Origin of the sequence: Tenacibaculum sp. 190524A02b (assembly GCF_964036645.1) — a bacterium.
In the GTDB taxonomy this organism is placed as follows: Bacteria; Bacteroidota; Bacteroidia; order Flavobacteriales; family Flavobacteriaceae; genus Polaribacter; species Polaribacter vairaonense.
On the sequence record NZ_OZ038525.1, the window covers coordinates 125713 to 149417 of the forward strand.

21 protein-coding genes and 1 pseudogene are annotated in these 23705 nt (G+C 30.4%); 5 read left to right on the forward strand and 17 right to left on the reverse strand.

From position 1 onward, the window contains the following. Nucleotides 1-396 precede the first annotated feature (396 nt). Both ABNT65_RS00540 and ABNT65_RS00545 read right to left on the reverse strand, forming a co-directional pair. The gene (locus ABNT65_RS00540; RefSeq protein WP_348746856.1) at nucleotides 397-699 is read right to left on the reverse strand and encodes a hypothetical protein; all 303 of its coding nucleotides are present in this window, start codon (nucleotides 697-699) and stop codon (nucleotides 397-399) included. Between the two features lie 92 nt (nucleotides 700-791). Further along, nucleotides 792-1404 (reverse strand): annotated as a pseudogene (locus ABNT65_RS00545) (tyrosine-type recombinase/integrase); the annotation flags it as partial. Nucleotides 1405-1591: 187 nt separating this feature from the next. Here ABNT65_RS00545 and ABNT65_RS00550 point away from each other — a divergent pair. Next, the gene (locus ABNT65_RS00550; RefSeq protein WP_348746857.1) at nucleotides 1592-2029 is read left to right on the forward strand and encodes a hypothetical protein; all 438 of its coding nucleotides are present in this window, start codon (nucleotides 1592-1594) and stop codon (nucleotides 2027-2029) included. A 261-nt stretch (nucleotides 2030-2290) separates the two neighbouring features. Here ABNT65_RS00550 and ABNT65_RS00555 read toward each other — a convergent pair whose 3' ends face one another. The 15 genes from ABNT65_RS00555 to ABNT65_RS00625 all read right to left on the reverse strand — a co-directional run bounded on the left by ABNT65_RS00555 (nucleotide 2291) and on the right by ABNT65_RS00625 (nucleotide 19690). After that, complete coding sequence (locus ABNT65_RS00555; protein ID WP_348746858.1) at nucleotides 2291-2794, reverse strand: endonuclease V; 504 nt, start codon at nucleotides 2792-2794, stop codon at nucleotides 2291-2293. A 433-nt stretch (nucleotides 2795-3227) separates the two neighbouring features. After that, nucleotides 3228-3995 carry a hypothetical protein gene (locus tag ABNT65_RS00560; RefSeq protein ID WP_348746859.1) on the reverse strand — a complete coding sequence of 256 codons (768 nt, stop codon included), beginning with the start codon at nucleotides 3993-3995 and terminating at the stop codon, nucleotides 3228-3230. Between the two features lie 48 nt (nucleotides 3996-4043). Continuing rightward, complete coding sequence (locus ABNT65_RS00565) at nucleotides 4044-5114, reverse strand: hypothetical protein (RefSeq protein ID WP_348705613.1); 1071 nt, start codon at nucleotides 5112-5114, stop codon at nucleotides 4044-4046. 11 nt (nucleotides 5115-5125) lie between these two features. After that, nucleotides 5126-5527 carry a hypothetical protein gene (locus ABNT65_RS00570; protein WP_348705615.1) on the reverse strand — a complete coding sequence of 134 codons (402 nt, stop codon included), beginning with the start codon at nucleotides 5525-5527 and terminating at the stop codon, nucleotides 5126-5128. Nucleotides 5528-5529: 2 nt separating this feature from the next. Beyond that, the gene (locus ABNT65_RS00575; protein WP_348746860.1) at nucleotides 5530-6537 is read right to left on the reverse strand and encodes a potassium channel family protein; all 1008 of its coding nucleotides are present in this window, start codon (nucleotides 6535-6537) and stop codon (nucleotides 5530-5532) included. Further along, nucleotides 6534-6830: an S-adenosylmethionine decarboxylase family protein gene (locus ABNT65_RS00580; RefSeq protein ID WP_348746861.1), complete on the reverse strand. Its 297-nt coding sequence runs from the start codon at nucleotides 6828-6830 to the stop codon at nucleotides 6534-6536. The genes ABNT65_RS00575 and ABNT65_RS00580 overlap by 4 nt, the downstream gene beginning before the upstream one ends. Before the next feature lie 10 nt (nucleotides 6831-6840). Next, nucleotides 6841-8403, reverse strand: coding sequence for a polyamine aminopropyltransferase (locus ABNT65_RS00585; protein WP_348746862.1), 1563 nt, complete (start codon nucleotides 8401-8403; stop codon nucleotides 6841-6843). Further along, nucleotides 8391-9269 (reverse strand): DUF350 domain-containing protein, encoded by an 879-nt coding sequence (locus tag ABNT65_RS00590; protein WP_348746863.1) that lies wholly within the window; start codon nucleotides 9267-9269, stop codon nucleotides 8391-8393. The genes ABNT65_RS00585 and ABNT65_RS00590 overlap by 13 nt, the downstream gene beginning before the upstream one ends. A gap of 27 nt (nucleotides 9270-9296) precedes the next feature. Continuing rightward, the gene (locus ABNT65_RS00595; RefSeq protein WP_348746864.1) at nucleotides 9297-10124 is read right to left on the reverse strand and encodes a hypothetical protein; all 828 of its coding nucleotides are present in this window, start codon (nucleotides 10122-10124) and stop codon (nucleotides 9297-9299) included. Between the two features lie 3 nt (nucleotides 10125-10127). After that, a complete protein-coding gene (locus ABNT65_RS00600; RefSeq protein ID WP_348746865.1) occupies nucleotides 10128-10682 on the reverse strand; it encodes a DUF4178 domain-containing protein in 555 nt (184 codons plus the stop codon). A 53-nt stretch (nucleotides 10683-10735) separates the two neighbouring features. Beyond that, the gene (locus tag ABNT65_RS00605; RefSeq protein WP_348746866.1) at nucleotides 10736-15592 is read right to left on the reverse strand and encodes a DNA repair ATPase; all 4857 of its coding nucleotides are present in this window, start codon (nucleotides 15590-15592) and stop codon (nucleotides 10736-10738) included. 130 nt (nucleotides 15593-15722) lie between these two features. Then, nucleotides 15723-17822, reverse strand: coding sequence for a flotillin family protein (locus ABNT65_RS00610; RefSeq protein ID WP_348737105.1), 2100 nt, complete (start codon nucleotides 17820-17822; stop codon nucleotides 15723-15725). Between the two features lie 20 nt (nucleotides 17823-17842). Continuing rightward, complete coding sequence (locus tag ABNT65_RS00615; protein WP_348746867.1) at nucleotides 17843-18565, reverse strand: hypothetical protein; 723 nt, start codon at nucleotides 18563-18565, stop codon at nucleotides 17843-17845. Nucleotides 18566-18579: 14 nt separating this feature from the next. Then, nucleotides 18580-19284 (reverse strand): PspA/IM30 family protein, encoded by a 705-nt coding sequence (locus ABNT65_RS00620; RefSeq protein WP_348705633.1) that lies wholly within the window; start codon nucleotides 19282-19284, stop codon nucleotides 18580-18582. A 10-nt stretch (nucleotides 19285-19294) separates the two neighbouring features. After that, nucleotides 19295-19690, reverse strand: coding sequence for a molecular chaperone Tir (locus ABNT65_RS00625; protein WP_348705635.1), 396 nt, complete (start codon nucleotides 19688-19690; stop codon nucleotides 19295-19297). Nucleotides 19691-19929: 239 nt separating this feature from the next. Here ABNT65_RS00625 and ABNT65_RS00630 point away from each other — a divergent pair, with 239 nt between their 5' ends. The 4 genes from ABNT65_RS00630 to ABNT65_RS00645 all read left to right on the forward strand — a co-directional run bounded on the left by ABNT65_RS00630 (nucleotide 19930) and on the right by ABNT65_RS00645 (nucleotide 23616). Continuing rightward, entirely contained in the window at nucleotides 19930-20685 is a 756-nt protein-coding gene (locus ABNT65_RS00630) for a helix-turn-helix transcriptional regulator (protein WP_348705637.1), read from the forward strand. A gap of 37 nt (nucleotides 20686-20722) precedes the next feature. After that, nucleotides 20723-22027 carry an NAD(P)/FAD-dependent oxidoreductase gene (locus ABNT65_RS00635; RefSeq protein ID WP_348746868.1) on the forward strand — a complete coding sequence of 435 codons (1305 nt, stop codon included), beginning with the start codon at nucleotides 20723-20725 and terminating at the stop codon, nucleotides 22025-22027. Beyond that, on the forward strand, nucleotides 22020-22331 hold the full coding sequence (locus ABNT65_RS00640) for a hypothetical protein (RefSeq protein WP_348746869.1): 312 nt from the start codon (nucleotides 22020-22022) through the stop codon (nucleotides 22329-22331). The genes ABNT65_RS00635 and ABNT65_RS00640 overlap by 8 nt, the downstream gene beginning before the upstream one ends. A 370-nt stretch (nucleotides 22332-22701) precedes the next feature. Next, entirely contained in the window at nucleotides 22702-23616 is a 915-nt protein-coding gene (locus ABNT65_RS00645; protein WP_348746870.1) for an AraC family transcriptional regulator, read from the forward strand. Nucleotides 23617-23705 lie beyond the last annotated feature (89 nt).

Consider the following 23705-nt stretch of genomic DNA (forward strand, 5'->3'; position numbering starts at 1 on the left):
AGTAACAAGTAACAGACTTGTGTATGGAACGTAGCGTACAAAAAGACACTAACTTTTCGGATTAACACAGAGCCGAATTTTTATATTTTGTTTTTAATTTTCTCTATTTAAAAGCCAAATTAAAAATTTGGCGAACTTTTTAAATATACACAAACCTTTCGGTTAAGCACTTATTAGCTATGTTTTATACACCGTGTTGGCGTGTCGTTTTATTTTCGTAACTCTTTTTCCGTCATTTCAGAGTTATATATTTTTCCATCTTTATCAAAGCTCCAAACATTAGAAATTTCACGTAATTCAGGCAATTCAGTTTTTCCAGAGTCAACTTTTTGCTTTATAATTCTCCGAAACTTTCGGTTTGCGTCCCGCTTATTTTCTTTTTTGACCTACTCATACTTATCCACCAACATATTTATCCATCAATTCATATACTTTATCAGATATTAAATCCATATTTTTTGATTCAAAAACTTCTTTTGGGTCTTCCCAATTTTCATTGTAGATTACAAATATTTTATATAACTCTCCATAGAATCCGACATCAATTACTGGTCCGTCTGCGTAAACGTGAGATAGTTGAAGCATATCCTCAGTTTTTTCGGCATTATTTAACCAATTTTCACTATCAATAAATCCATTAGGGTCATATTCAATATGCCATTGATTTATAGAGCTTGATATTTTTAGGTTTTTAATCATTTTTTAAGGTCTATTGGTAATGCACGCCAACGAAGGAATAAACACAATGGTGTTTATCCCCATTATATTAAAGGATAAAATTACAAAAATTTTCATACATCTAACGGGTTTTTAATAGCAGTAAAGTTATTTGTAGCTACATGAGTATATTTTTCAGTTGTTTTAGTTGAATTATGACCTAATAAAATTTGTATATATCTAATGTCTGTTCCGTTTTCTAAAAGATGAGTAGCAAAACTATGTCTTAAAGTATGTGGGGTAACGTGTTTTTGTATTTTTGCTTTTAGAGTAGCTTTCTTTAAAATGTTTGCAATACTTGTAGGGCTGTATTGCTTACCGTCTAGTCCTTCAAACAGAAAAGTTTTTGGTTTGTATTTTGTATAATACTTTCTAAGATCTATTAAAATAGTGTGTGCTAAAATTGTATATCGATCCTTATTTCCTTTGGCATCATTTATTTTAATTACCATTCTTTTGCTATCAATATCCTTAATCTTAAGATTTATAAGTTCACTACGTCGTAAACCTCCAGAATATAATAAGGCTAAAATGCATTTGTGTTTTAAGTTATTAGTTACTTGTATAAGCCTTTTAGCTTCTTCTTTAGATAAAACAATAGGGAGCTTCTGGTGTTTTCGAGATCTTTACTATAGTATAAAATCTGTTAGGTAGTCCTAAAACTATTTCATAATAAAACTTAATCGCAAGGGCGATAGCCAAGTGTTTAATTCCTTGTATATCTGGTGTCTAATGGTTTTTTGAAAATTCATATCCCTTATATTTGCATCGGGGTAGTTCATTATTAAATATTTTACTTATTATTGAAAAAATAGTAAAGGTGAGCTATATTTATTTTGTTGTATGCAATTCCCCAAAAAAAACTGTAATTGAATTGAACCTAATTGAAAAAATATCAAATTGGATAAAGCCAAAATCACCAAAAGCCGAATACGATAATAGAGAATTTGAATGGTGCATTGTTGGAAATATTGTTGATGAGCACCATTGGGGGGAAAATAAAGAAATAAAAAGAGGGAATAAACAATTTAGACCAGGAGCAAAAGTTTATTGTATGCCTGAATTTGGAGGAATGGCTTATGAATCTATAAGAGTTCTAGGAAAACCTAGAAGGCAAAATCGCTTGATTAATATTATTATCAGAACAAGAGCGATTAAAAATTTTAGAATTCAAAAAGTTTACAACCCTTATATTCAAAATCAAATAGGAAGTCACTTTTTTTATTGGAATAACAGACGTTCTGAAAATGAACTAAAAAACTTAAAAGAGATGATTAATTATTTGAATACATTGACTGAAGAAATAAATTAAAAAATTGCCTACAACATTAGCTGAAAAATATTACTCACGGATTTTCCCGATGGGAAAATACCGAAGCAAATCAAATGTTAAAGTATATTTATAAACTAAATCGCTAAACTAACGCAATATAACTTAGATGATACCGTCATGAATATGGCTTTTTAGTGGTAAAAGAAAAGCACGTATTGGTTGTTTGGCAAGAGTATATGAAGTAAAGAGTAATTATAAAAAGTAAGAAAAAAGGATAAGAATTTTTACGAGTTCAGTTTTTTAAACCATTCTCCCCAAACTATCTACTTTTTTAAGAAGATCAGGAATTCTGTATTTGCCAAACATACTTGTAATATTAGTTGCAGCAATATCTAAATCTACACCTTTAGCGTTAATGTATAAAGGCTTTTTACTTTCGCCTCTTAATATAGCACGTTTAAGATTGTTAAGATTTGCAAAATTATTTTTAGCAACACCAATAATAGGAATTTCTTTGTGTAACTTCTCATATAAATAACCACCCAAACCTAATTTATCAGTATCATCTAGTACTACAAAACCGTCTATTATAATAGCTTGACAGTTGGTTAGGTCAATTTTGTTTAGAAGACTCATAATACAAGGTAATTCTCTTTTGTAAAACTCCCCAGATACATAAGGAGCAATATCACTAAGGGTTTCCTCATATATAGTTGTTTCTACTTCATCTTGCCAATGGTTAAATGCTATGCCAACTGTTTTAGCCTTGTCTTCATAGTAATAAGTGTCAAATGCTAATATCAATTTTTAAAGTATTTTTTGGTAAAAATAGAAAATTTAATCGCAAGGGCGATAGCCAAGAGTTAATTCATCGATGTCTTACATTAAATAATTTTTTTTAAACTTTTTAGATTAGATACTCGTATGCTTGCATCCAGAAAGTTCATTTGAAGAAGTGTTCTCTAATCGTTTATTTATCTCAATGTATTGTATATAGAGCGTTTATTTAAAACATGTATAGCTTTTTAGAAAAACATATATACTTTATTATAAAAACCTAATAAATAGTTGAGGTATATAGTAGTAATTATTAATGGAATGCTTTTATGTTACTTAGTAATTAGGTATTGTGTTAAAAATAAAATCCTCCGATTATTTACATCGAAGGATTTAAGTGATTTTATGATAGTCTGTAGAGAATTAACCTTAAAACTATTGTGCTACAAGTATAATTCAGTTAATGAATTAGGTAGATAAATGAGCAAAGTACAGAAAGAGTAAAGATTAATAATACTTTAAATGGAAGTTGGGTAAGCCTAAAAGTAGAAATCATTATATGTTCTAAACCATTAGAGGTATTGGTAATTGCTTGTATGTATTTGTTTAATACTTTAGTTTCGTTTTCTTCTTCCTTTAAAGCTTCTGATAATTTAACTTCTTCAAATTTAATTTTGTTAGATAATGCGGTTAATAGTTTATTGATAAACTTAGTTAAAACTCTGCCTATTAATGGGATTTTTTCTGAAATAATACGAGAAATAAGTGGAATGGTTAGTAAATGGATAATCCCCTTAAATACTAAAAGTAATAGGTCTTTTTGGTTATCTTCATTCATTTTTCCTTTAACAATGTTTAGGTCTTCTACTACAGATTTGGTAATGTTTAAAGAATAGTCAATGACACCCCAAATATCTTTTTTTATTTTCCAGAATAGAAATAATAAGCCAATTAAACCTCCTGTAAGTAAAAATAAAACAAGCCCAACAACAGTATAAATAACATATTCAACATGGACTAAGTTTAAAAAGGCAAAACCAGCTATAAAAGCAAGAAAGGATAATAGAATAGGTCTAATTCCCCAATTAATAACATACTTAGGAAATAGTAAAAGTTCTACAAAATTTTCAACTACTTCTTCATTCTTATATTCTGAAATATCAATACCAAGTTCGTTTTTTAGTTTAGCATCTAGTGCTTCAATATCTCGTTTGTTTTTTATTTGCATTTAATAAATGTACTATGTGTAAGTATTGTATTTTTAGGTTGCTGTAAATTAATCTCCACCACAAGAGGCGCAACTTGAACAAGAAGAGCAACTAGAGCAAGAACTACAGCTAGAATCAAACCAACTAGAATCTGAATCGCTATCCCAAGAGTCAAAGTCAAACCAACTACTGCTGTCTTCGGTTTGAGGCTCATTAATAGGAGTAGGGTCATCTTCAAAGGTATTTGTATTACTTAAATCTGTATCAGAATCGCTATTAAATACCTCGTTAGAAGCTTCTAATTCTTTAGCGTAGCCTAAATCTTCTCCAGCATCATTTTCGTAATACGCATTGTTAATGGTTATACTGTCATGATGATGCATGATGTCTGCCCAAATAAAACTATAAAATAAATAATCTTCAAAACCATAATAACCGCCATAAACACCACCACGGTTGGTATTGTATGTAATATCTTTTTTATGATTTATCTTTTGTTTAGGTAATATGTATTTGTTTTTAATATACGTCTGTATATCGTCTGTAGCTATTTGTTTTTTTAATTCAAGTTGTATTCTATTTAAAAAGAAATCAAAACTCGCTGTTTTTTTCTCTCTAAATTGATCAAAATTCGCTTGAGAGTTTACTATTTGGTTAATAGCTTCGTTAGGGTTACTTGTATTAAATTCTTTAAATAACCCGGATACTTTAATAATAATAGGATACACACCTATTTTATGATCTCTGTTAATTTCAATTTCTATCAAGTATTTAAAATCGTAATCTTCATGCTCTAAAACAAGTTTTAATTGTTTAAAGTGAATAGACATTGCTTCGTTTACCTCAATTTCATACTTGTCTAATGCTAATTTTAAATCGTTTTCTTTTCCATCTTTATCATGATAAAAATCAATATCATCATGAGAAATTTTAATAATGTTGTTTATTTTTAAACTTCTAAAAGTAGCATTTAGTTGTTGTAGTATAGCTACAGCGGTAAACGTTTCACGTTCTTCTTTATCAGAAATAACACCAAGTGTTAAATGATGGAAAAACTTTTTAAAAGCTTTGGTAGGTTTCACTTTCTTTATCTCTGTTAATTGAGATGGATCAATAGTAATAATTCCTTCTAAATACATATAGTCTTTTTTTAATTATGGCAAGCGCCGCAGTTGCTAGCTTCCCATTGGTTAGTGGCATAGGTTCCCCAAATAGCTTCTGGGGGCTGGTTGTAATGTTTTATATAATGTGTGATAGTGTTTTGATAAATAGTTGGATTTTCATTTTCACTAGGGGTATGGTGAATAAAACGTTGGTAATGTTTTAAACAAAACTCTTGATAATATCTAGTAAACAAAATGAACTCATGCCAAGCTAAGTCTACTAATAATGACGGACTCAGTTTTTCATTAGTTAGGTGGATAAGGTTTAAAAACTTTACCATTTCTAATAAAAGAGTTTCTGGTTCAATGTTATTTTTAGTACTTATTTCAGCTATTTTTTTAGTAAGTAAGGGAATGTTGGTTAAAATATCTTTTAATTGATGTTCCATAGCTAGTTTAATACCTGTTTGTTTTCTCCATTAGCAATATAAACCAATATATCATTTTCTTGAAGCGTTAAGTCGTTTTCAGGGTTTTTTATAAGCTCATCATTTCTACTCAGCGCAACTAGTGTAATTCCGTGCTTTTCTTTTAAATTAATAAAGGTATCTAAATAGTTGGTATTTACATATTGGTGTTGTGTTGTAAGCTTTGTTTCACAAATATCTAAATTACTTTTATCATTAGAAGTTGAAATTAAATCTTCAGTAAGTAAAGCTACATTGGGTTCAAAAATATAACTAGCAATAAATTTAGATACAATTTCTTTTTTAGGGATAATAAACTGAACACCTAGATAATTAAAAGAAGCCTTTAGTTCAATGTTTTCGATAGCTACAACACAGTGAATACGTTCAAATCGTTTTTTTAGACTAATGGTGTAAACCAGTGTGTCGGTATCATTTTCAAAACTAATATAAACCCTTCTGGAGTTTTTGATATTTACTTTTTCTAGGTTTTTATAATCGTTGAGGCTTGTTAAGAGTACAAAACAATTATCATCAGAATACAATTGTTTAATAGATTTAAGATCAATTTCATTATCTACTACAATAGCCAAATTTTCCTTAGCTTTAATAATTTGCTCTGCTACTTGTTTGGAGAACGTATTCCATCCAATAATTATACAATGATTGTTCATGTCTGTTCCAAAGTATCCCATTTCTCTTTTTTTTAAGTATTCTGATATTTTTAAGCTTAGTTCTGTAACAATATAACCTAGTACACCTAGGCTTCCTAGTACAAATAAAATTCCAATAAATCTACCCCAAAAAGTAACAGGGAAGAAGTCTCCGTAACCAACAGTGGTTAATGTTACTATAGAATACCAATAAGCATCCGGAAGATTATGGATATTGGTATCTGCATGATTGGACTCAATATGAAATAAACTATAGACTAATACATTATAGATAGCAATAATTATAATGAAAAATACTAGTTTTTGCTTAGTATTCATGCTTGCATCAAGTTTTTAAAAATTTGCAATTTTTCTTGATTACAGCTACTTAGTTCTATATATGTTTTCTTACTTTCTGGAAAGGTGTGGATAGCTAAATGACTTTCGCCCAATAACCAAAAACAAGTATAACCTTGTTGTTCAAAGTAATGTTCATTAAAAGCTAAAATGGTAAACTTACTTTGTTTTAAAATCTTTTCAAAAGTAGTTTTTAAAACTTCAGGATTGGTTTCTGAAATCCATTCTTGTAAATTATATATATTAGGCTGTATATGTTTGTAGGTAGTATTCATTTTTCATTTTTTAGTATAAATCCCAATTCCCTTTTAAGTAGTACTGATACAAAACTGGATTTTGAATTTTGTTAACTTCTATTTCATTCATGTCAATTTTAAAAAAATCTTTTTTACCAAAAGAGGTCACTAACAACATGGCTTCCTTACTAATCCATTTAGTACTAATATTACTAAAGTCTATATTTTGTAAACGTTGTTTTAGTTGTTCTTTTGAGATGTTTTTATTCTTAGTACCGATAATCCATCCCCATTCTCCCATAGATATTATTTGATTGTGCATTGGAACAGTAGTAAAACCAGCAGATTGCAATGTTTTATCAATACAATGAAAAGCTTTTGTGGCAAAGTAAGGGCTGCCAGATTGGGTAATAATAAGTCCGTTAGGGCGTAACTTACGTTTACAAAGTGTATAAAACTCATGTGAATACAGTCTGCCTAACTCTACACTTCTTGGGTCGGGAAGGTCAATAATAATCACATCATAAAAAGAACGATTGTCTTGTTCTAAATGGACATAAGCATCTTTATTATAAATGGTAAGTTTTTCACTATTCATAGAGCCTTCATTAATATTGATAAGTATAGGGTTATTTTTTCCTAAATCCGTCATGTTTGGATCTAAATCTACCATGTCAATCTTGTCAACAGAAGGATATTTTAGTAACTCCCTTACTGCGCACCCATCACCGCCTCCTAGAATTAATACTTTTTGTGGGTTAGGATGTACTTGCATAATAGGGTGTACCAAAGGCTCGTGATACATTTCTTCATCAATAGAACAAAACTGTAAATTACCATTTAAATACAACCAATTTTCATTTTTCCACTCTGTTAGTACTATTTTTTGGTATTTGCTTTGGGCAGAATAGACTACTTTGTCTTTGTATTTCTTTTGTTCGCCCCAAGTAATAATAGTATCCGTAAAACGCATTCCCATAGTAAGGGTAACTAAAACAGCGCCTATCATTACCAACATTGCCTTGGTTTGTGCAGGTAGCATTTTACCTTTAAAACGATAATAGACCAAACAGGCTACTAAAAAGTTAATAAAACCTAAAATAAATGGTGTATAGGTAAGTCCAAGTATAGGAAGCCCGATAAAAGCAAAAAATACACCACCTAATAAACTACCGTAATAGTCTTTTTCTAAAATAGAGGAGATGTTGGTTTTTAAATCTTCATACTCTTTATTAATTCTAACTACCAAGGGTATTTCTAGTCCTATAAGTAAACCTACTAGCATACTTAAAAAATAAATAACCACATCGTAATAAGAAGATACGGCGGCTAGGGTATATACTAAAACAGAAGAGAAAGCCACGATTAAGGATAGGGCTAGTTCTAATAGTAGAAAGTTTCTAATAAGGTTTTTGTTAAAATACTGACTAAGCCTACTGCCTAATCCCATGCAAAAAAGCATAAGAGAAACAATCATAGTCCATTGAAAAACCGAGTTTCCAATAAAGTAAGTGGCTAAGGTAGAGAGTACATATTCTGCTACAATACCAGCAAAACCCGTAGCAAATATTGCCGATTTTAATACAAATGAATTGTTTTTTATATACTCCATGTAATCAAAATAGCAGAACCAACATAGGCAAAGGCTTCTATTAATCCAGCACCAATGTTTGGTTTTTCTTGATTGATAATTTCATCTGTTAAGCTTCTACCCGGTAATAGTATTTTGTCTGTTAAAAAGCGCATAATAGGAAGTAGTATAATTCCTAAAATAGTTTGCAGGGTAACATCAATAAGCGTGGTAGTCCAATCTATAAAAGGATCTATTAAAGCATTCATAATTACAATACCAATAGCAAGTATAGCACCGCCAAAGCTTACACCAACGGCAATATTATCCTTTTCAATATGATCGTGAACATCAAAACGAATCCAAAGCGTGAATATTTTTGCTGCTATAACAAGCATTATATTTCCAATAGCCCAATAGCTAATAAAAGTAAGAATGCCTTCTTGTAAACTGGTAGCTTCGCCAATAAGTGCACCATGAAGCAATAAAGCATTGGCTATATAAATACAAGCTTCTATAACGCCAGTACCTTCATTTTGATCTTTAATAATTTCTTTTTTTATATCGAAATTAGGTAAGATTAGTTTATTACTAATAATAATGGAAACTTGTAGTAACACAACGCCTATAATTCCATATAAACCAATGTGAAATAAATCGGTATAAAAACCAGCACTTTCTCCTACAATAGCACCGCCAAGTACTATGATTAAACCAACAAAATAGCCAACATACGAAAGGATAAAAGCAAAATTGTCTTTATGAACAAGCTCATTAACGATGTTGATTTTGGGGTTTAGTAGTTTGTAAATTAGTTTGCCTACATAAAAAATAAGAAAAGCGGTAAGTACATAACCTAAGGAATGTGCAAAGCTGTTAATATCTATATATTCGGTTAGATTTTTCATCTATATTTAAGTCTTAATAGTTAGTTGTTATTTTCCAAATCCGCCACTTCTAGAACGAGAAGATGATCTGCTGTATCTTGAGCTACTTCTACTAGTTTTACTATAGCTTTTACTGGAAGTATATCCTCTTGATCTAAGGTTTGAAGCGCTTCTACTAACTTTTGAATTTACCTTACTTTTAAAAGATTGTGGCTTTTTTGCCCAAGAGGTATTGGTGTTTCGGTTAGATTTAGTTCCGTATTTACTAGTACCTCCATAATAAGATTTTTTATTACGGTAGTTTCTGTTATAATCATTCCAGTCACGTCTAGGATATCCATAGCCATAGCCGTAATAACGAGGACCAAAAAATAAATCAGAAAAGAAACGGTAACGACCATAAAATGCCCAAAAAGAACTACCGTCTGAGTGTGTTCTCCATTCACCATATCTTGGGTTTCCTACATAATTATTTACACCAGCAGGAGCAGAGTTTTTATCTAGTTTGCCATCTTTTTTACTTAAAATAGTCATTCCTAAATCGTTTTGGTATTCTTCAAAAGTGATAGGAGAAACTTCTTTCCAGTCAGTATTGACTATTTTTATTTCTGATGGTTTGTTAATAGAATCATTTAACTGCTCTTTGGTTAAGCGTGGTTTTGACTCTTCAATTAAAATTCTGTACTTATGGAAGTATTTATCAGTATCTTCCTTGTAATCCATATCTGCTAAAATGACACTGTAATTGTTTTTGTCAATGTATTTTGTGATAATATGGTCTATAGGAGATTTTACAAATTTTGGTTTTCTGCTAGTACCACATGCGTTTATTAAAAAACAAATGACTACCAGTAAACAATAGTTTAGAATGCGCATAGTTTATTCGTTGTATGAAGGTAAAATATTGCTAATTTCAAAAGGTTTGATAATGTTACCAAAAGTAACTTCAAAATCATTATCTCCCCATTGTTCTATGGTTAAACATTTTTCTTCATTATCATCTAAATAGTCAAAAGAAATAAGCTCTTCCCAATTTTCATTTTCTACATTTCTGTAATACCCAGGAGATTCTTCGTCTAAATAATAAGTAATATTTTGATGGGTAATTTGCTTAGGTGGTTTTCCATTATGCTCAATGTATTCAATAACCGTAGGATTTAACTTTCTGTATTTTAGTTCTTCTGAAAGCGTAATAATTAACTCATTATCATCTTCAATATGTAGAAACCGTATCTTTCCTTTAGATTCTATTGTGAATTCTCTTGTAAAGAAATTATTGCCCCAATCATATTCAGACATTTTTTTTACAGTCCAAGTTTCTAGGTCATAATCTAGTAAATACCCTTTTTCAAGATCGGTTACTTTAATATTTGTAGGGTCGTAGTGCTTCTCTTCTTTATTTTTATTGCTTTTAAAAAGGTCAAAAAATCCCATAGTAGTTTATTGTTAGTGTTTATTTATTAATTTTCTAGTTTTTAGTTTGGTATTTACTTTTCTAATCCTTTTTGTAAAACTGCTTTAATACCTTCTAAATTCTCCGTAAAAGCCATCATTTGACTTAATATTTGTGCCATTTCATTTTTATTACCCAAACCTTTTAGTTTGTTGTTTTTTATAAAAATCTCTTTAATGGTATTCCAACGCTCAGTTTCTTCTGTGTTTAATTGATTAATGAGTTCTTTGTACTTTAATAAATTAGCTTCAGCTGCCGAGGTTAAGGTTTGTGATTCACTTTCATAATGAGATAATAATAAACGTTGCAATTCTTCATCATTCATAATAGGAACAATTTTAGCCACCAGTTTATTCATATCACGATACGAACCTTGTAATTTAAAAGAAGGTTCTGTTCTGTAAGAATCATCCATAGCCGCAGATTGAATGTATGCTTGATTCACTTTTAAAATAGTATCTCTAACGGTAATTACCTTTTCTAAAACAGCAGTGTAGTCTTGTACTTCTTGTTTGGTATGATTTCCTTTTAAATTAACTTCTTGTGTATTGTTTTCAACTTTATCAATTAAGGCATATACGTCATCAAAGTACTTGCTACTTAATTGGTGAAGAGCAGGGTTGGAGGTAAGTGCATTTTCAATTAAACTCAATTTGAATAAATGTTCCGTATCTCCAATAATATCACCTAAATTATAAATGTCTGCTCTGTTGGCTAACATGTCTGGAATTTGGAATTTATCACCACTTTCGGTATATGGATTTCCAGCCATAATTACACAAAACTTTTTACCACGTAAATCATAAGTTTTAGGTTTACCATTATAAACCCCTTCAATTTTACGAGTTCCATCCGATAAAGAAATAAACTTTTGTAAAAACTCAGGATTACAATGTTGAATATCGTCTAGATATAACATTACATTGTCGCCCATCTCAAAAGCAAGATTTAACTTCTTCAGTTCTTCTCTTGTAGCAGAATTGTTTGCACTCATTGGATCAACGGAAGTAACTTCATGTCCAATTGCAGGACCGTTAATTTTCATAAATACCAAGCCTAATCGGTTTGATATGTATTCCATTAAGGTAGTTTTACCATATCCAGGTGGAGAAATTAATAATAACATTCCCATTCTATCGGTACGCTTATTATCACCAACCGTACCTAACTGTTTGGCAAGGTTATCTCCAATAATAGGAAAATATACCTGATCTATTAATTTATTTCTAACAAAAGAAGATAAGACTCTAGGTTTAAATTCTTCAAGCTTTAAGTTTTCTTTTAATTCTTCGGTTATATCGTGTTTTGCTTCTCTGTAGGTGTTAAAATTACTAACTTCAGTAATAGAGAAATGATTAAGAGTTTCAATAAATTCATGGTAATTGAATTCTAACTTACCATCTGTTATTGAAGTATGATTCCCTTTTAAATCTTTGATAGTTGTTGTTGGATGCACACTTACTGTAGAAGAAATAGAAAGATCTTCAAATAAAAGTGAGCAAACAACCTCATGTATATATTGTTGTAACGTAGGTTGTTTTTCTAAAATAAAAGAAGTAACCCATTGGGTAGCCAATTGAATCTTGTCTGTATATTTTTCAAGCTTTTGAATGCCGGATTTAAACTTATGTAAAGCGTTTTGTTTATCTAAGGTCTTAACAAAATGTTCTTTAATAGAAACTGCATCGGTACTCACCTGAAAAGTATCATTAAGTTGTAATTCATTAAATAAATAGGTAGCTATTAATGTTGTTTTTTCCTCAGAAAAAAGTTGTGACTCTTTAGCAAATGCAGTCAAAGCATCTTTTAAATCTGTAATAATAAAATCATAAGCAGTACTATTAGGAAAAACACGTAGTACTTCTCCAGAGGCTTTAATAGTTTCGTTATAGTTTTTCTGTATTTCTTCAGTTAAAGAGTACCAAAAATACTGAGCATATGCTCTGTTATTTGGTTTAAAAGTAAGTAAGCCTAACTCATGATGTTTGTGAGTTAATACATGTAAAATTTTAGCAGCATCAACATCGTGTACACCTTTTACATACCCTTCAGCATATAAATTACTACTTTCTTTTTGTATTAAACTCAGTAACTCTTTTTCAGAAAGATTGATTAATTGCTCTTCAGGAAATTTTTTAAATAATTTATAAGCCAAGTAAGAAGAACGATACACAACGTTATTTTCTGAAACTAATTCTTGATTCCAATACTTTTTAGAATTAAGTAAAGTATCGTTTTTAATTTCTTCGTAAAAGTCAGTACCAGTTAAATGGTAAAAAAGCTGCTCGTTTTTATATACAATCGTTAAGTCTAAAACCTGTTTATTAACTCCAAACTTATGCTTGCCTAATTTTATAACACTATCACCATCTTCATACAGTTCTTGTTTATCTTTTAATTTTCGTAAAGCATCTTCTTTAGCAACTTTTAATTGGGTTTCAATGGCTTCTGCTTTTCCAATATCGTCAAGCTCTTTTAATTGATTAATAATGTCTCTTACTTTATTAATCATTAAGTCGGCAGCAAAATATCCATTAATATCTTCAACGGTTGTAAACGATAACGCTTTTTTGTTAACACCTTTTATAATACGTTCAGAGGCTGTTTGTAAAGCAGTGGTTCTTTTATTTCGTTGCTCAATTAAGCTGTTTTTTCTTCCGTCAAAAGCATTGTGAATTTCTTCACGTTTTTCTATTATTTGGGTAATAAATTCTTCAAAATCGGCAAACTTACCTTCTAACTCTTCTAATTGAATAGAGGTTTTAGTTAGGAATTCGTCACACTTTTCAGGTGTGTTTGCCATGTCTATATAGTTAATAATGCTTTGATCTATTAACTTTAGTTGGGCTATAAAGTCGGCTTTTGCTTCTTTACTCCCTAAGCTTTTTATAGTGTTTTTGATTCCCGATTTTAACTGATTTAAACTAGCGAAAATCAAAGAAATATTATCTATTATTTTGGTTGATTGTGAAGTGTCTTCAATTTCTAAATTAGAAACAATATCAATTAACATTTCTAAATCACCAGTAATTTGATTGACTTCTTTTTCTAAAGCCTTTGCATCAATTACTTTTTTTATCGAATTTAAAGCTTCTTGTTTCTCTTCAACACGAATATGGTATGGGGTTAATGCTTTATCATCTAATAAAAACTGAACGCATCGTTTAGAAATAAGTGTATTTTGTTCAGCTACTTGCTCTTCTAAGCTTTGTAAATGTTGGGTGTTTATATAACGAATGTCATGCAAACTAATCACTTCGCCTCGCAAAGAACGTAGTTGACTTAATAATTGTACAAAATCATCTATCGATTTAAATGAAGTACTTTTTATTTTACTAAATAATTCATCAGATTTGATGTTGATGGTATTTGTTTCCTTCTCAGCTTGCTTTTTCAGTTGAACTACTTTCTCAAATTCATCAATAGCGGCATTAGCGGCATTGTTAATTTCAGAAATAGGAATATTAAGTTCATGTGTTTCTTTTTCAGGAAGCCAATAATAAGTATCATTAATATCTTTAGATATCTTAGCAATATCGTTATATAAACCTGTGTAATTATCTTCTTTATTAAGTAATACAATAAGTTCATGACATTCCGCCATAGCACGAACAATGTCTTTGTTTCCTATTTTATATAATAAGGTATCTTGATGTTGTGAAGGCATTAAATCACCTTTTAAATAAGGAGTTTGCCAAATTTGAACTACATGGTGTTTGGTCTGTTCATTTTCTGTACGGAAATAACAAAGTTCTCCATTTTCTAATACGGTAAAACCATTACAAATAATAGGCGTTTTTACTTCTTGTTCTATAATGTTGTAGGACATTAAAATGTATAGTCCACGGATAGTTGCGTAGAAAACGTATAAAAAATCTTCACCATTAGGAGAAATTATTTTTTCTTGAAACTTAACTTCTTTAGCATCATTTTCAAATAATTTATATTCTCCAGTTTGTAGGTAATAACCATTAGGGAAAATAATACCTTGATCATCTGGTAATTGAACAGCTGTATCTTTTATACTGTCAATTTTTTGTACTTCTTGAAGTTTGTGGTTGTAAACAAAATAACGAGGAGTTTCTTGAAAAGGTTTTACTTCCAGTGTAATTAAGTTTCCTAAATCACCAAAACGAAACTGTCCATCATCTAAAGTTTGATCAACATGTTCTACAGGTTCTGATAAAATACCTCTACCATCATCAGTATTGTCTTCAATTTTAATAGTTAAATCACCACCAATGGTTTCAACAAAAATCTTGTCTAAGATTGAAATATGAGAATGCGTTCCATAACGGTGCATATCACGCGTTACCTCTTGCCATTTAAACTCATGTTGAGTAGGGAACTTATATTCATGCTCACTTCTATTATCAATATATTGAAGTGTATTTTCATTGATTAACCATTTAAAAGCTTTAATGTCGTTTTTATTTTCACTTAATTGGAAAATCATATATAAATAATTCCCAATAATAGCGAACTTAGAAAAAATAGTGTTTCTGTAGTATTTATAAAGATTGGTAAAGTCATCCAAGAAAATAGCATCATTAAGCAAGCCTAAGGATTGAACTTGAAAATGACCTTCTTTGAATTCATAAATACTAAATACATCTGACAGCTTAATGTCGGTTCTAAGCCCAAAGTGTACGTTGTATCCAAAAATTGAAGTATTACCTAAAGAAACAATATCTCTAGCAATACAATTGTTTTCGGTATTAATTCTATCATTAGCAATTAATTTGGTTTCTATGGTACCAAAAACGTGTTTTCTTGCGTCATTTAACTCATGCAATCGTTCTTGTAGATTTTGCTTTTGTTTTTGCAATCTACCTTGAATAATTTCATAAGTACCACCGTCTAATTGTTGAGATGTATGTTGGTTTTCCATATATATTTTTTAGCATCAAGATTTTTAGAAAAAGAAACAAGACTTTTTTAAGAAAGTAACATGTTTTATCAATTGTATTGAAAAAACAAAGAGTCTAGTTTCTGGAAATCTAGACTCTTGTGTCTAAGTTTTATGATAACTTTTTGTCAGATAACCCTAAACCTTTAGCTAGGTTAAAAAGATTACTGAATAAGTTTTCATCATCTGTATTAGTAGCTTTTCCTTTTAAGTCCATTAAAAGATTAGCAACGGTTAAGTTTTTGATGTCTTCAGTAGAGATTCCGTACTTAGTAGCAAAACCTTTTACTTTATCAAGTAAATTCCCTTTTACATCATCGCTTCCTAAAATAGCATCTTTTACATCTTGAATATTGTCACTATGTTGAACTAATCTGTCAAATCCTTTCGCTTTAGTAATTTGTCCAATAATCTGATCAAAGAACATGGTTTCACCACCTACAATATCAATGTTAGCCGCTTTTAAAGCATCACCAATAACCTGCGCTTGTGCATCTGCAATGTCTTTTTGAACGTTGATGTGTGCTAAATCTACTTTTAATTCTTTCTCTAAACGTAACTTGAATTCTTCGTGCTCTTTACCAACACCGTCAAGTTTCTTCATAGCTTCAGCTTTTTCTTCAATACCAGCAGCTTCTGCTAATGCAATCTCTTTATCACCTGTTGCTTTAGCTAAGGCTTTTTCTTTAATAACTTCTGCTTCAGCAATACCTTCTTCTTTTAAAGCTTGTGCTTTAGCTAAAGTTCCAGCAGCTTCCGCTTTTGCTTTTTTCTCTATAATAGTAGCTTCTACCAATCCTTGGCGTTCATGTGCATCAGCTTTAGCGTGCATTACTTGTGCTTCAGACATCCCAATAGTAGCTTCTTCTTTAGCTTGTGCTTCTGCTAATGTTTTTCTAGCTTCAGCTTCTTTTTCACTAGCTTCTTTTTGAGCTTGTGCCTCAATATTAATTTCTTCTGCTTTTTGTTTTGCGGCTTCTTTTTGAGCTTCAGCTTCTTTAATAGTTTTAATTAAAGCTTCTTCTGCATTTGCTTCTGCAATGGTAATTTTAACTTGTTTTTCACGATCCGCAGTTTTAAAAGCTTCAATATCTTTCATGTTTTCTTGCTCTTCAACTACGCCTTTTTCTAGCATAACACGATCACGAATTACATCTTGAATGTTTTTCTTTTCAACTTCTACTACTTTTTCCTTTTCTATTTGTGCCAATGTAACAATACGTTCTCTTTCAGTAGCTTCTAGCATTCTGTCTTTTTCAACACGTTCAGCCTCTACAGCTTCTGTACGAATTTTGTTTTTCTCAGCAACAATAACTTGACGTTGTTTGTTTTCTTCCGCAACTTGTACTTTTTCTTCCGTAGCAATTCTAGCACTTTCAGATTTTAATCGCTCTTCTTCAGCAACTTTTAATGTTTCCGCTTCTTCACGTGCTTTAATGTTGGCTATTTCACGTTTTTGCTGTTCTTCTTTTTCAGCTAATTGTTTGTCTAATTCTAAAATAGCTTCACGAGCTTCTACATCTTGCTTACGGATAACTTTTTCCTCATCACGCTTTATTAAGTTAGCCTTGATATTTTGAGCAGCAGTTAGCTCAGTAATTTTCTTAATACCTTCTGAATCTAAAATATTATCAGCTTTTAAATAAGAAACTGGTGTTTGTTCTAAGTAGTCAATAGCACAGTCATCTAGTACATATCCGTTAAGATCAACAAGAATAATATCTTTTATTTCATCACGGAACTTTCTTCTTGCTTCATATAATTCTGTGAAATTAAATTTTTTTCCAACAGTTTTTAAAGCTTCAGAAAATTTAGCTTCAAATAAATCTTTTAAAGTGTCAATGTGAGAAGCTCTTTCACAGCCAATAGTTTCAGCTACTTTTTTAATGTCTTTAACATCTTCATTTATACGAATAAAAAAAGCTACTTTAATATCAGCTCTAAGATTATCTTTACAAACTAGTCCATCAGATCCCAGTCGTTCAATTTCAATTTTTTTAACAGAAATATCCATTGTTTCAACGCGATGGAAAACAGGAACAACGTAAAGGCCTTTGTCAGTAGCAATTTTTGCTCCCTTAAAACCAGTACGAACTAGAGCTTTTCCTTGAGGTACTTTTTTGTAAAACATTGCAACAAGTGCAAAATAAAGAATGATAAGGAAAAGGATTAAACCTAAGCCGATTCCTGCAATTTGAAATATTAAATCCATAGTAATTATATAATTAATTTTTAGTTGATATATTTTTGAACTAAGTAGAAAGTTTTGTCGCTACTTTCTTTAATGACTAGTATTGTTTCTTGATAATTTATGGTTTCACCATTTAGAGATTTTATATTAATAGTAAGATGCTTATTTTGAGCTATAACTTCCGCTGTTCCCATTTTGTTCTTTGATATATTCGATAAAGAAACACCTGTTCGTCCTACTAAGTCTATTGGACGGTCTCCATCTTGATTAAAGTTCTTAAAAAAACTTTTAAAAGGAGATGTAAAAATCTTAGTTATAAATAATGAAGGCAAAATACCTGCAAGCATTAATACAAAACCAAAACTGTTTTCATAGCTATGAGTTAAAGTTGTACTAATAGTGGTACAAATCCACCAAATGAATATCCAAGAGGTAAACGTAAACATGAAAGGTAGCCCAACAAAGTTGAAGTATATCAATATTATTTGCCACCATTTTAAAGGTTTTCTTCTTTTACCTACTACATCTTCTTTATTTACTTCGGTATTTGCTACATCATGGAAATCAATATTTCCTCCTTCAATTCCAGTGTCAACATCTATATCAGCATCTATGTCTACATCTACATCAATATCCACATCAACATCTAAGTCAAAATCGATACCTGAAAACATAGTGATTAACCAATAGATAATTAATATAATTACTAAAATAGTAAGTGTAATGTTAACACTAGAAAATAATATGTCAGTTAGTGAATTCAATTATAGTTAAGTTTTTATCCGTTTAATCCTAATTGGTCTTTAAGTTTTGCTAAATCATCTTCAGCATTACTTTCTTTAGCGTCAATAGCTTTGTCTAATTCATCGTCTATACTTTTAGATTCGTTAGCAATATCACCATAAGCCTCCGCTAAAGCTTCTTCTTGTTGCACTTTTTCTTTCATTCTTTCTAACATAGAAACTGTACTAGAGTTATCTATTTCAGCCATCTGCTTATTTAAGTTTTTAGTAGCGTTACTTACTTTAACTCTAGCTTTTAAAGTTCTTAGCTCATTTTCCCACTTACTAATGTTCGATTTAATTTCCGAAACATTTTTCTCTAGTTGAGCTACAGATTTGTTAAACTTATCAGCTTCTTCCGTAGCTCTAGCAATGTGCTTAGTAGACTCTTCTTTTTTAATCAAAGCCTGCTTCGCTAATCGGTCTGCTTCAGAAGTATCTAAGTCTCCATTTTGCGCTTTTTTCAAAATAAGCATGGCTTTATTTTGGTAATCTTCTGCTTTAGAAGTGTATTCTTCTTTTTCATTATTAGCTCTAATAGCCATTGCTTTTACTTGTGCTAAAGCTTCTAAACTTTTATCTAAGTCTTGTTTTAAGTCTCTAATCCCTTGTTCTGTCATTTTAATGGGATCTTCCATTTTGTCTATAGCAGAATTAGCTTCCGCTTTACCTATTTTAAATAATCGTCTAAAAATGTTCATGATAATTTTTTTAATATTTTGAATATGTAATAATTTGCTCTGAATATTCACTTAATAGTAAACTAAGCGAATTTAAACTGCCTTCTAGCTCATTTAGGTCTAGATTTTCTAATTGTAAAGTATCCCTAAAGATTACTCTTTCGCCACTATCATCTAAAACAAAAGCACCGTGAATAATGTCTCTATTCTTTTTAAGAAGACTTTTGTAAATCTCCTCATTAGGTTGGTTTACTTTAAAAATAAATTGTTCAATAATTACTATAGGGTAGGCCACTCCTATAATTAAGTTTTTAATACCAAAACTTTCTTTTTCAATAACAAAAATTCCGTCTGCTTCGTTTTCTTTTAAGATGTTGAAATTAAGTTCTTGTAAAAAGTTTCTAGTTTTTGAAAAATGATTGGTCATTAGCAATTGTGTTAGTTATTTATAATAGTTTTTTATAGCTGTGCAATATTACAAAAAAGTTCTGATAATCATACTTGTAATGTAAAGAGTTGTTAGTATCATATTGTTTTTTTAAGGTTAAAATTTTCTGTTTTCTTGAGAATTATCTAAAATAATTAGCAAAACTCAAATCTATTAGCTAATATTGTTGGCGTAAAGATACGCGAATTTTTAATATTTGCAAATAAAATTAGCATAAAATGTCTTTTTTTGGAAAAAATATAAAAAAAATTAGAGGAGTAAAAGGGTTAAGTCAACAAGCATTTGCTGAGGTTTTTGACTTAAAACGTGCAACTTTAGGGGCTTATGAAGAAGGTAGGAGTGAACCTAAAATAGATACAATTATTAAAATTGCTAATTATTTTAGCATTCCTATAGACGAGTTGCTAACTTCTGAACTTACAGTTAACAAATTGTTACAATTTAAAGACGATTTAACCTTAAATGCGGAAAAAGTAGAAAAAGAACTGTTAGCAAGTATTCCTTTAATAACGGACAAAAATGTCAATGAATATATTAGCTACTTTAATAAAGAGAATTTTATTAAAGATATGCCTAGTGTGCAGTTGCCTTTAAATACTGATAAAAATTTTAGAGGGTATACGGTAACGAATTTAGAAATGACAAATCATGATAAAGGTTTGTATCCTAAAGATATTGTAATAGGAGAGCAGGTGCCTTTAGAAATAATCCCTAAATTAAATAATGGAGACTTGGCATTGGTGTTAGTGGAAGATCAGCTTATTTTAAGAAGATTGTATGTAACTAAAAAAGATATTGTATTACGGGCAGATCATAAAAATATTGAAGATAAATGTTATAAGCTATCTGATGTAAAAGAACTATGGAGAATTCGTTATGTATTTTTTAAACGTTTACCTGAATTTGGGGATCCAATAGAAGAAAAGTTATTGTTGTTAGAGAGAGAATTTGCAAAGTTAAAAGGTAAAATGTAGGAACTTTTGTAAATTAGCAACCCTAAATATTAGATACATGAATATACCTCAAACCAGTTTTCCACGAGTTGTTATTGTGGGTGGAGGTTTTGCAGGATTAGCAGTTGCCAGAGGATTAGAAAATCAAGAACTTCAAGTTGTTTTAATAGATAAACATAATTATCATACGTTTCAGCCGCTTTTGTATCAGGTTGCCACGGGAGGTTTGGAACCTGATAGTATTGCTTTTCCATTAAGAAAACGATTTAATGATATTGAAAACTTTTATTTTCGTTTAGCTGAAGTACATGCTGTTAATACTGAAAAGAATGAGATAGAAACTTCAATTGGTTGTTTAGATTATGATACATTAATAATTGCAACGGGTTCAACAACTAATTTTTTTGGAAATACTAATATAGAAAAATATGCTATGGAGATGAAGTCTGTACCACAGGCTTTAAATATCCGTAGTTTGGTACTGGAAAATTTTGAAGAAGCTTTGTTAGAAACAAACCTAGAAAAACGTTTGGCTTTAATGAACTTTGTAATTGTTGGTGGAGGTCCTACAGGAGTAGAGTTAGCTGGAGCTTTGGCAGAAATGAAAAAAGGTATTTTGCCTAAAGATTACCCTGATTTAGATATTCGCCAAATGAAAATAAACCTAATACAAAGCTCAGGAAATATTTTAAAAGGGATGAGTGATGGGGCTTCTAAAAAGGCTGAAGATTTTCTTGTAAAACTAGGTGTAGATGTATGGAAAAATTTACGAGTTTTAGATTATGATGGAGAAACAGTTACTACTAATGGAGAAGATCATTTTAAAGCGCAAACGGTAATTTGGGCTGCAGGTGTAAAAGGAGATACAATAAATGGGTTAACAACTGAATGTGTTGTAGAACGAGCTAATAGAATTAAGGTAGATAGATATAGTAAGGTTTTAGGGTATGAAAATGTATATGCAGTAGGAGATGTAGCTTGTATGAAAACAGAAACTTATGAGTATGGGCATCCTATGATGGCACAACCAGCTATTCAACAAGGAAAATTATTAGCAAAAAATATTTTGGCAGTATACAAAGGAAAACAGCAGGTTTCTTTTGAGTATAATAACAAAGGTTCTATGGCAACCATTGGTCGTAATAAGGCAGTGGTAGATTTACCAAAGTGGAAGTTTCAAGGAGTCTTTGCGTGGTTTGTATGGATGTTTGTGCATCTATTCTCATTAATAGGTTTTAGAAATAAAGTTATTGTTTTTATGAATTGGGTGTATAACTATATTCGTTTTGATAGAGAAACACGTTTAATTATAAGACCTTATAAGAATAAAAATAAGTATTCATTTAAAGAAGAGCATGTCTAAAACAAGTGCTAATATTAAGTGCAAAGATTGTGGGGTATTTACCGAAAATGCAGATTACTGTAAAAATTGTGGTGCATTAATATCATATAAAAAACAACAAGAACTACGTGAAGAGGCTTTTAAGCAAGCACAGATTGAAGAGGTGAAAAGAGAGCTTGAAAATCCAAACTTATCAAAACATTTAATGAATCACTCGTTTTTACCCTATAAGATTTTAGGATGGATATTGCATTCTGTTTTTTTAATAATTAGCGCTATTGGAGCTTTTTTGGCTTGGTTTATAGCTATGGTAGCAGCTGGGTAATGAATAAGCTACTGAATTATTACTTTTATATTTCATGTAGTACAGGGTTACTTGTTTACTTAATGTCAAAAACTACCATTTATATGCCTAAAATTGTTCGTTTTTATGTGAATGATTTTTTGATAATTCCTATTGTTTTAACTATTTGCTTATTTGTTATAAGAGGTATAAAAGGAGAAAAGACTTATAAAATACCGATTGCTTTTATCTTATATGTATGTATAATGTATTCCATATTTTTTGAGTATTATCTACCTACCTTTCACTCAAGGTACACAAGGGATTATGTTGATGTAACTTTATACTTCATAGGTGGAGTAGTATTTTACTTACTTCAAAAATATTCTGTAAAAAAGACTAAAACTAGCACATGAAAATATCTAACGACATTATAGGAAGAATAAACAAAGCCTTGTTATTTATTGATGAAAATTTGCAGACTAAGTTATTGTTAGATAATGTTGCTAAAGAAGCCTGTTATTCGCCCTATCATTTTCATCGATTATTTACAGCAGTTGTTGGTGAAACATTTACTAACTATATTCAAAGAAAAAGAATAGAAAGAGCTGCCATTTTTTTGCTTAAAAATAAGCCAGTAACTATTTCTGAAATAGCGGAAGTAGTAGGTTTTACAAATGTATCTTCTTTTTCAAGAAGTTTTAAAAAGTATTATGGTGTAAGTCCAAAAGAATTAAAAGAAAGCACGGAAGATAAATTTAGCAAGATTTGTATAACTGAAAGCAAGAAGGGACAAATTACAATAACATTGGAGAAATACATTAGCAACATAGATAATCATTTAAACTTTATAACTATGAATGCAAGTGTGAAGATAGAAACCATAAATGCAATAGAAGTAGCTTATATAAGTCATATTGGGAATCCAGAAAAACTGGGAGATACTTTTGATAAGTTAATTAAATGGGCATATCCAAAAGGTTTAATGACAGATACTACCAAAATGGCTACAATTTATCATGATAGCCCCAAAATAACCACCTTAGATAAAATGAGAATGAGCGCTTGTATAGTGTTAGAGAAAGCATTGAAAACTGATGGAGAAGTTGGTTTACGTACTATTCCTGCAGTTAAATATGCAATTGCTAGTTATGAAATAACCATAGATAAGTTTGAGAAAGCTTGGGAAGCTGTATTTGTTTGGCTATCGCAAAAAGGGTTTAAGGTAAGAGTAGCGGAACCTTTTGAAATTTACCATAATGATTTCAATATGCATCCAGAGAAAAAATGCATTGTAGATTTCTATGTTCCAGTAGAGAATAGTTAAAAACCTTATTTAAAAAGGAGGTAAATCTTTGTAAATAAGGGTGATATTTAGTTTTTTGTTTTTTGATTAGATAGTAAGTTTGATACGTT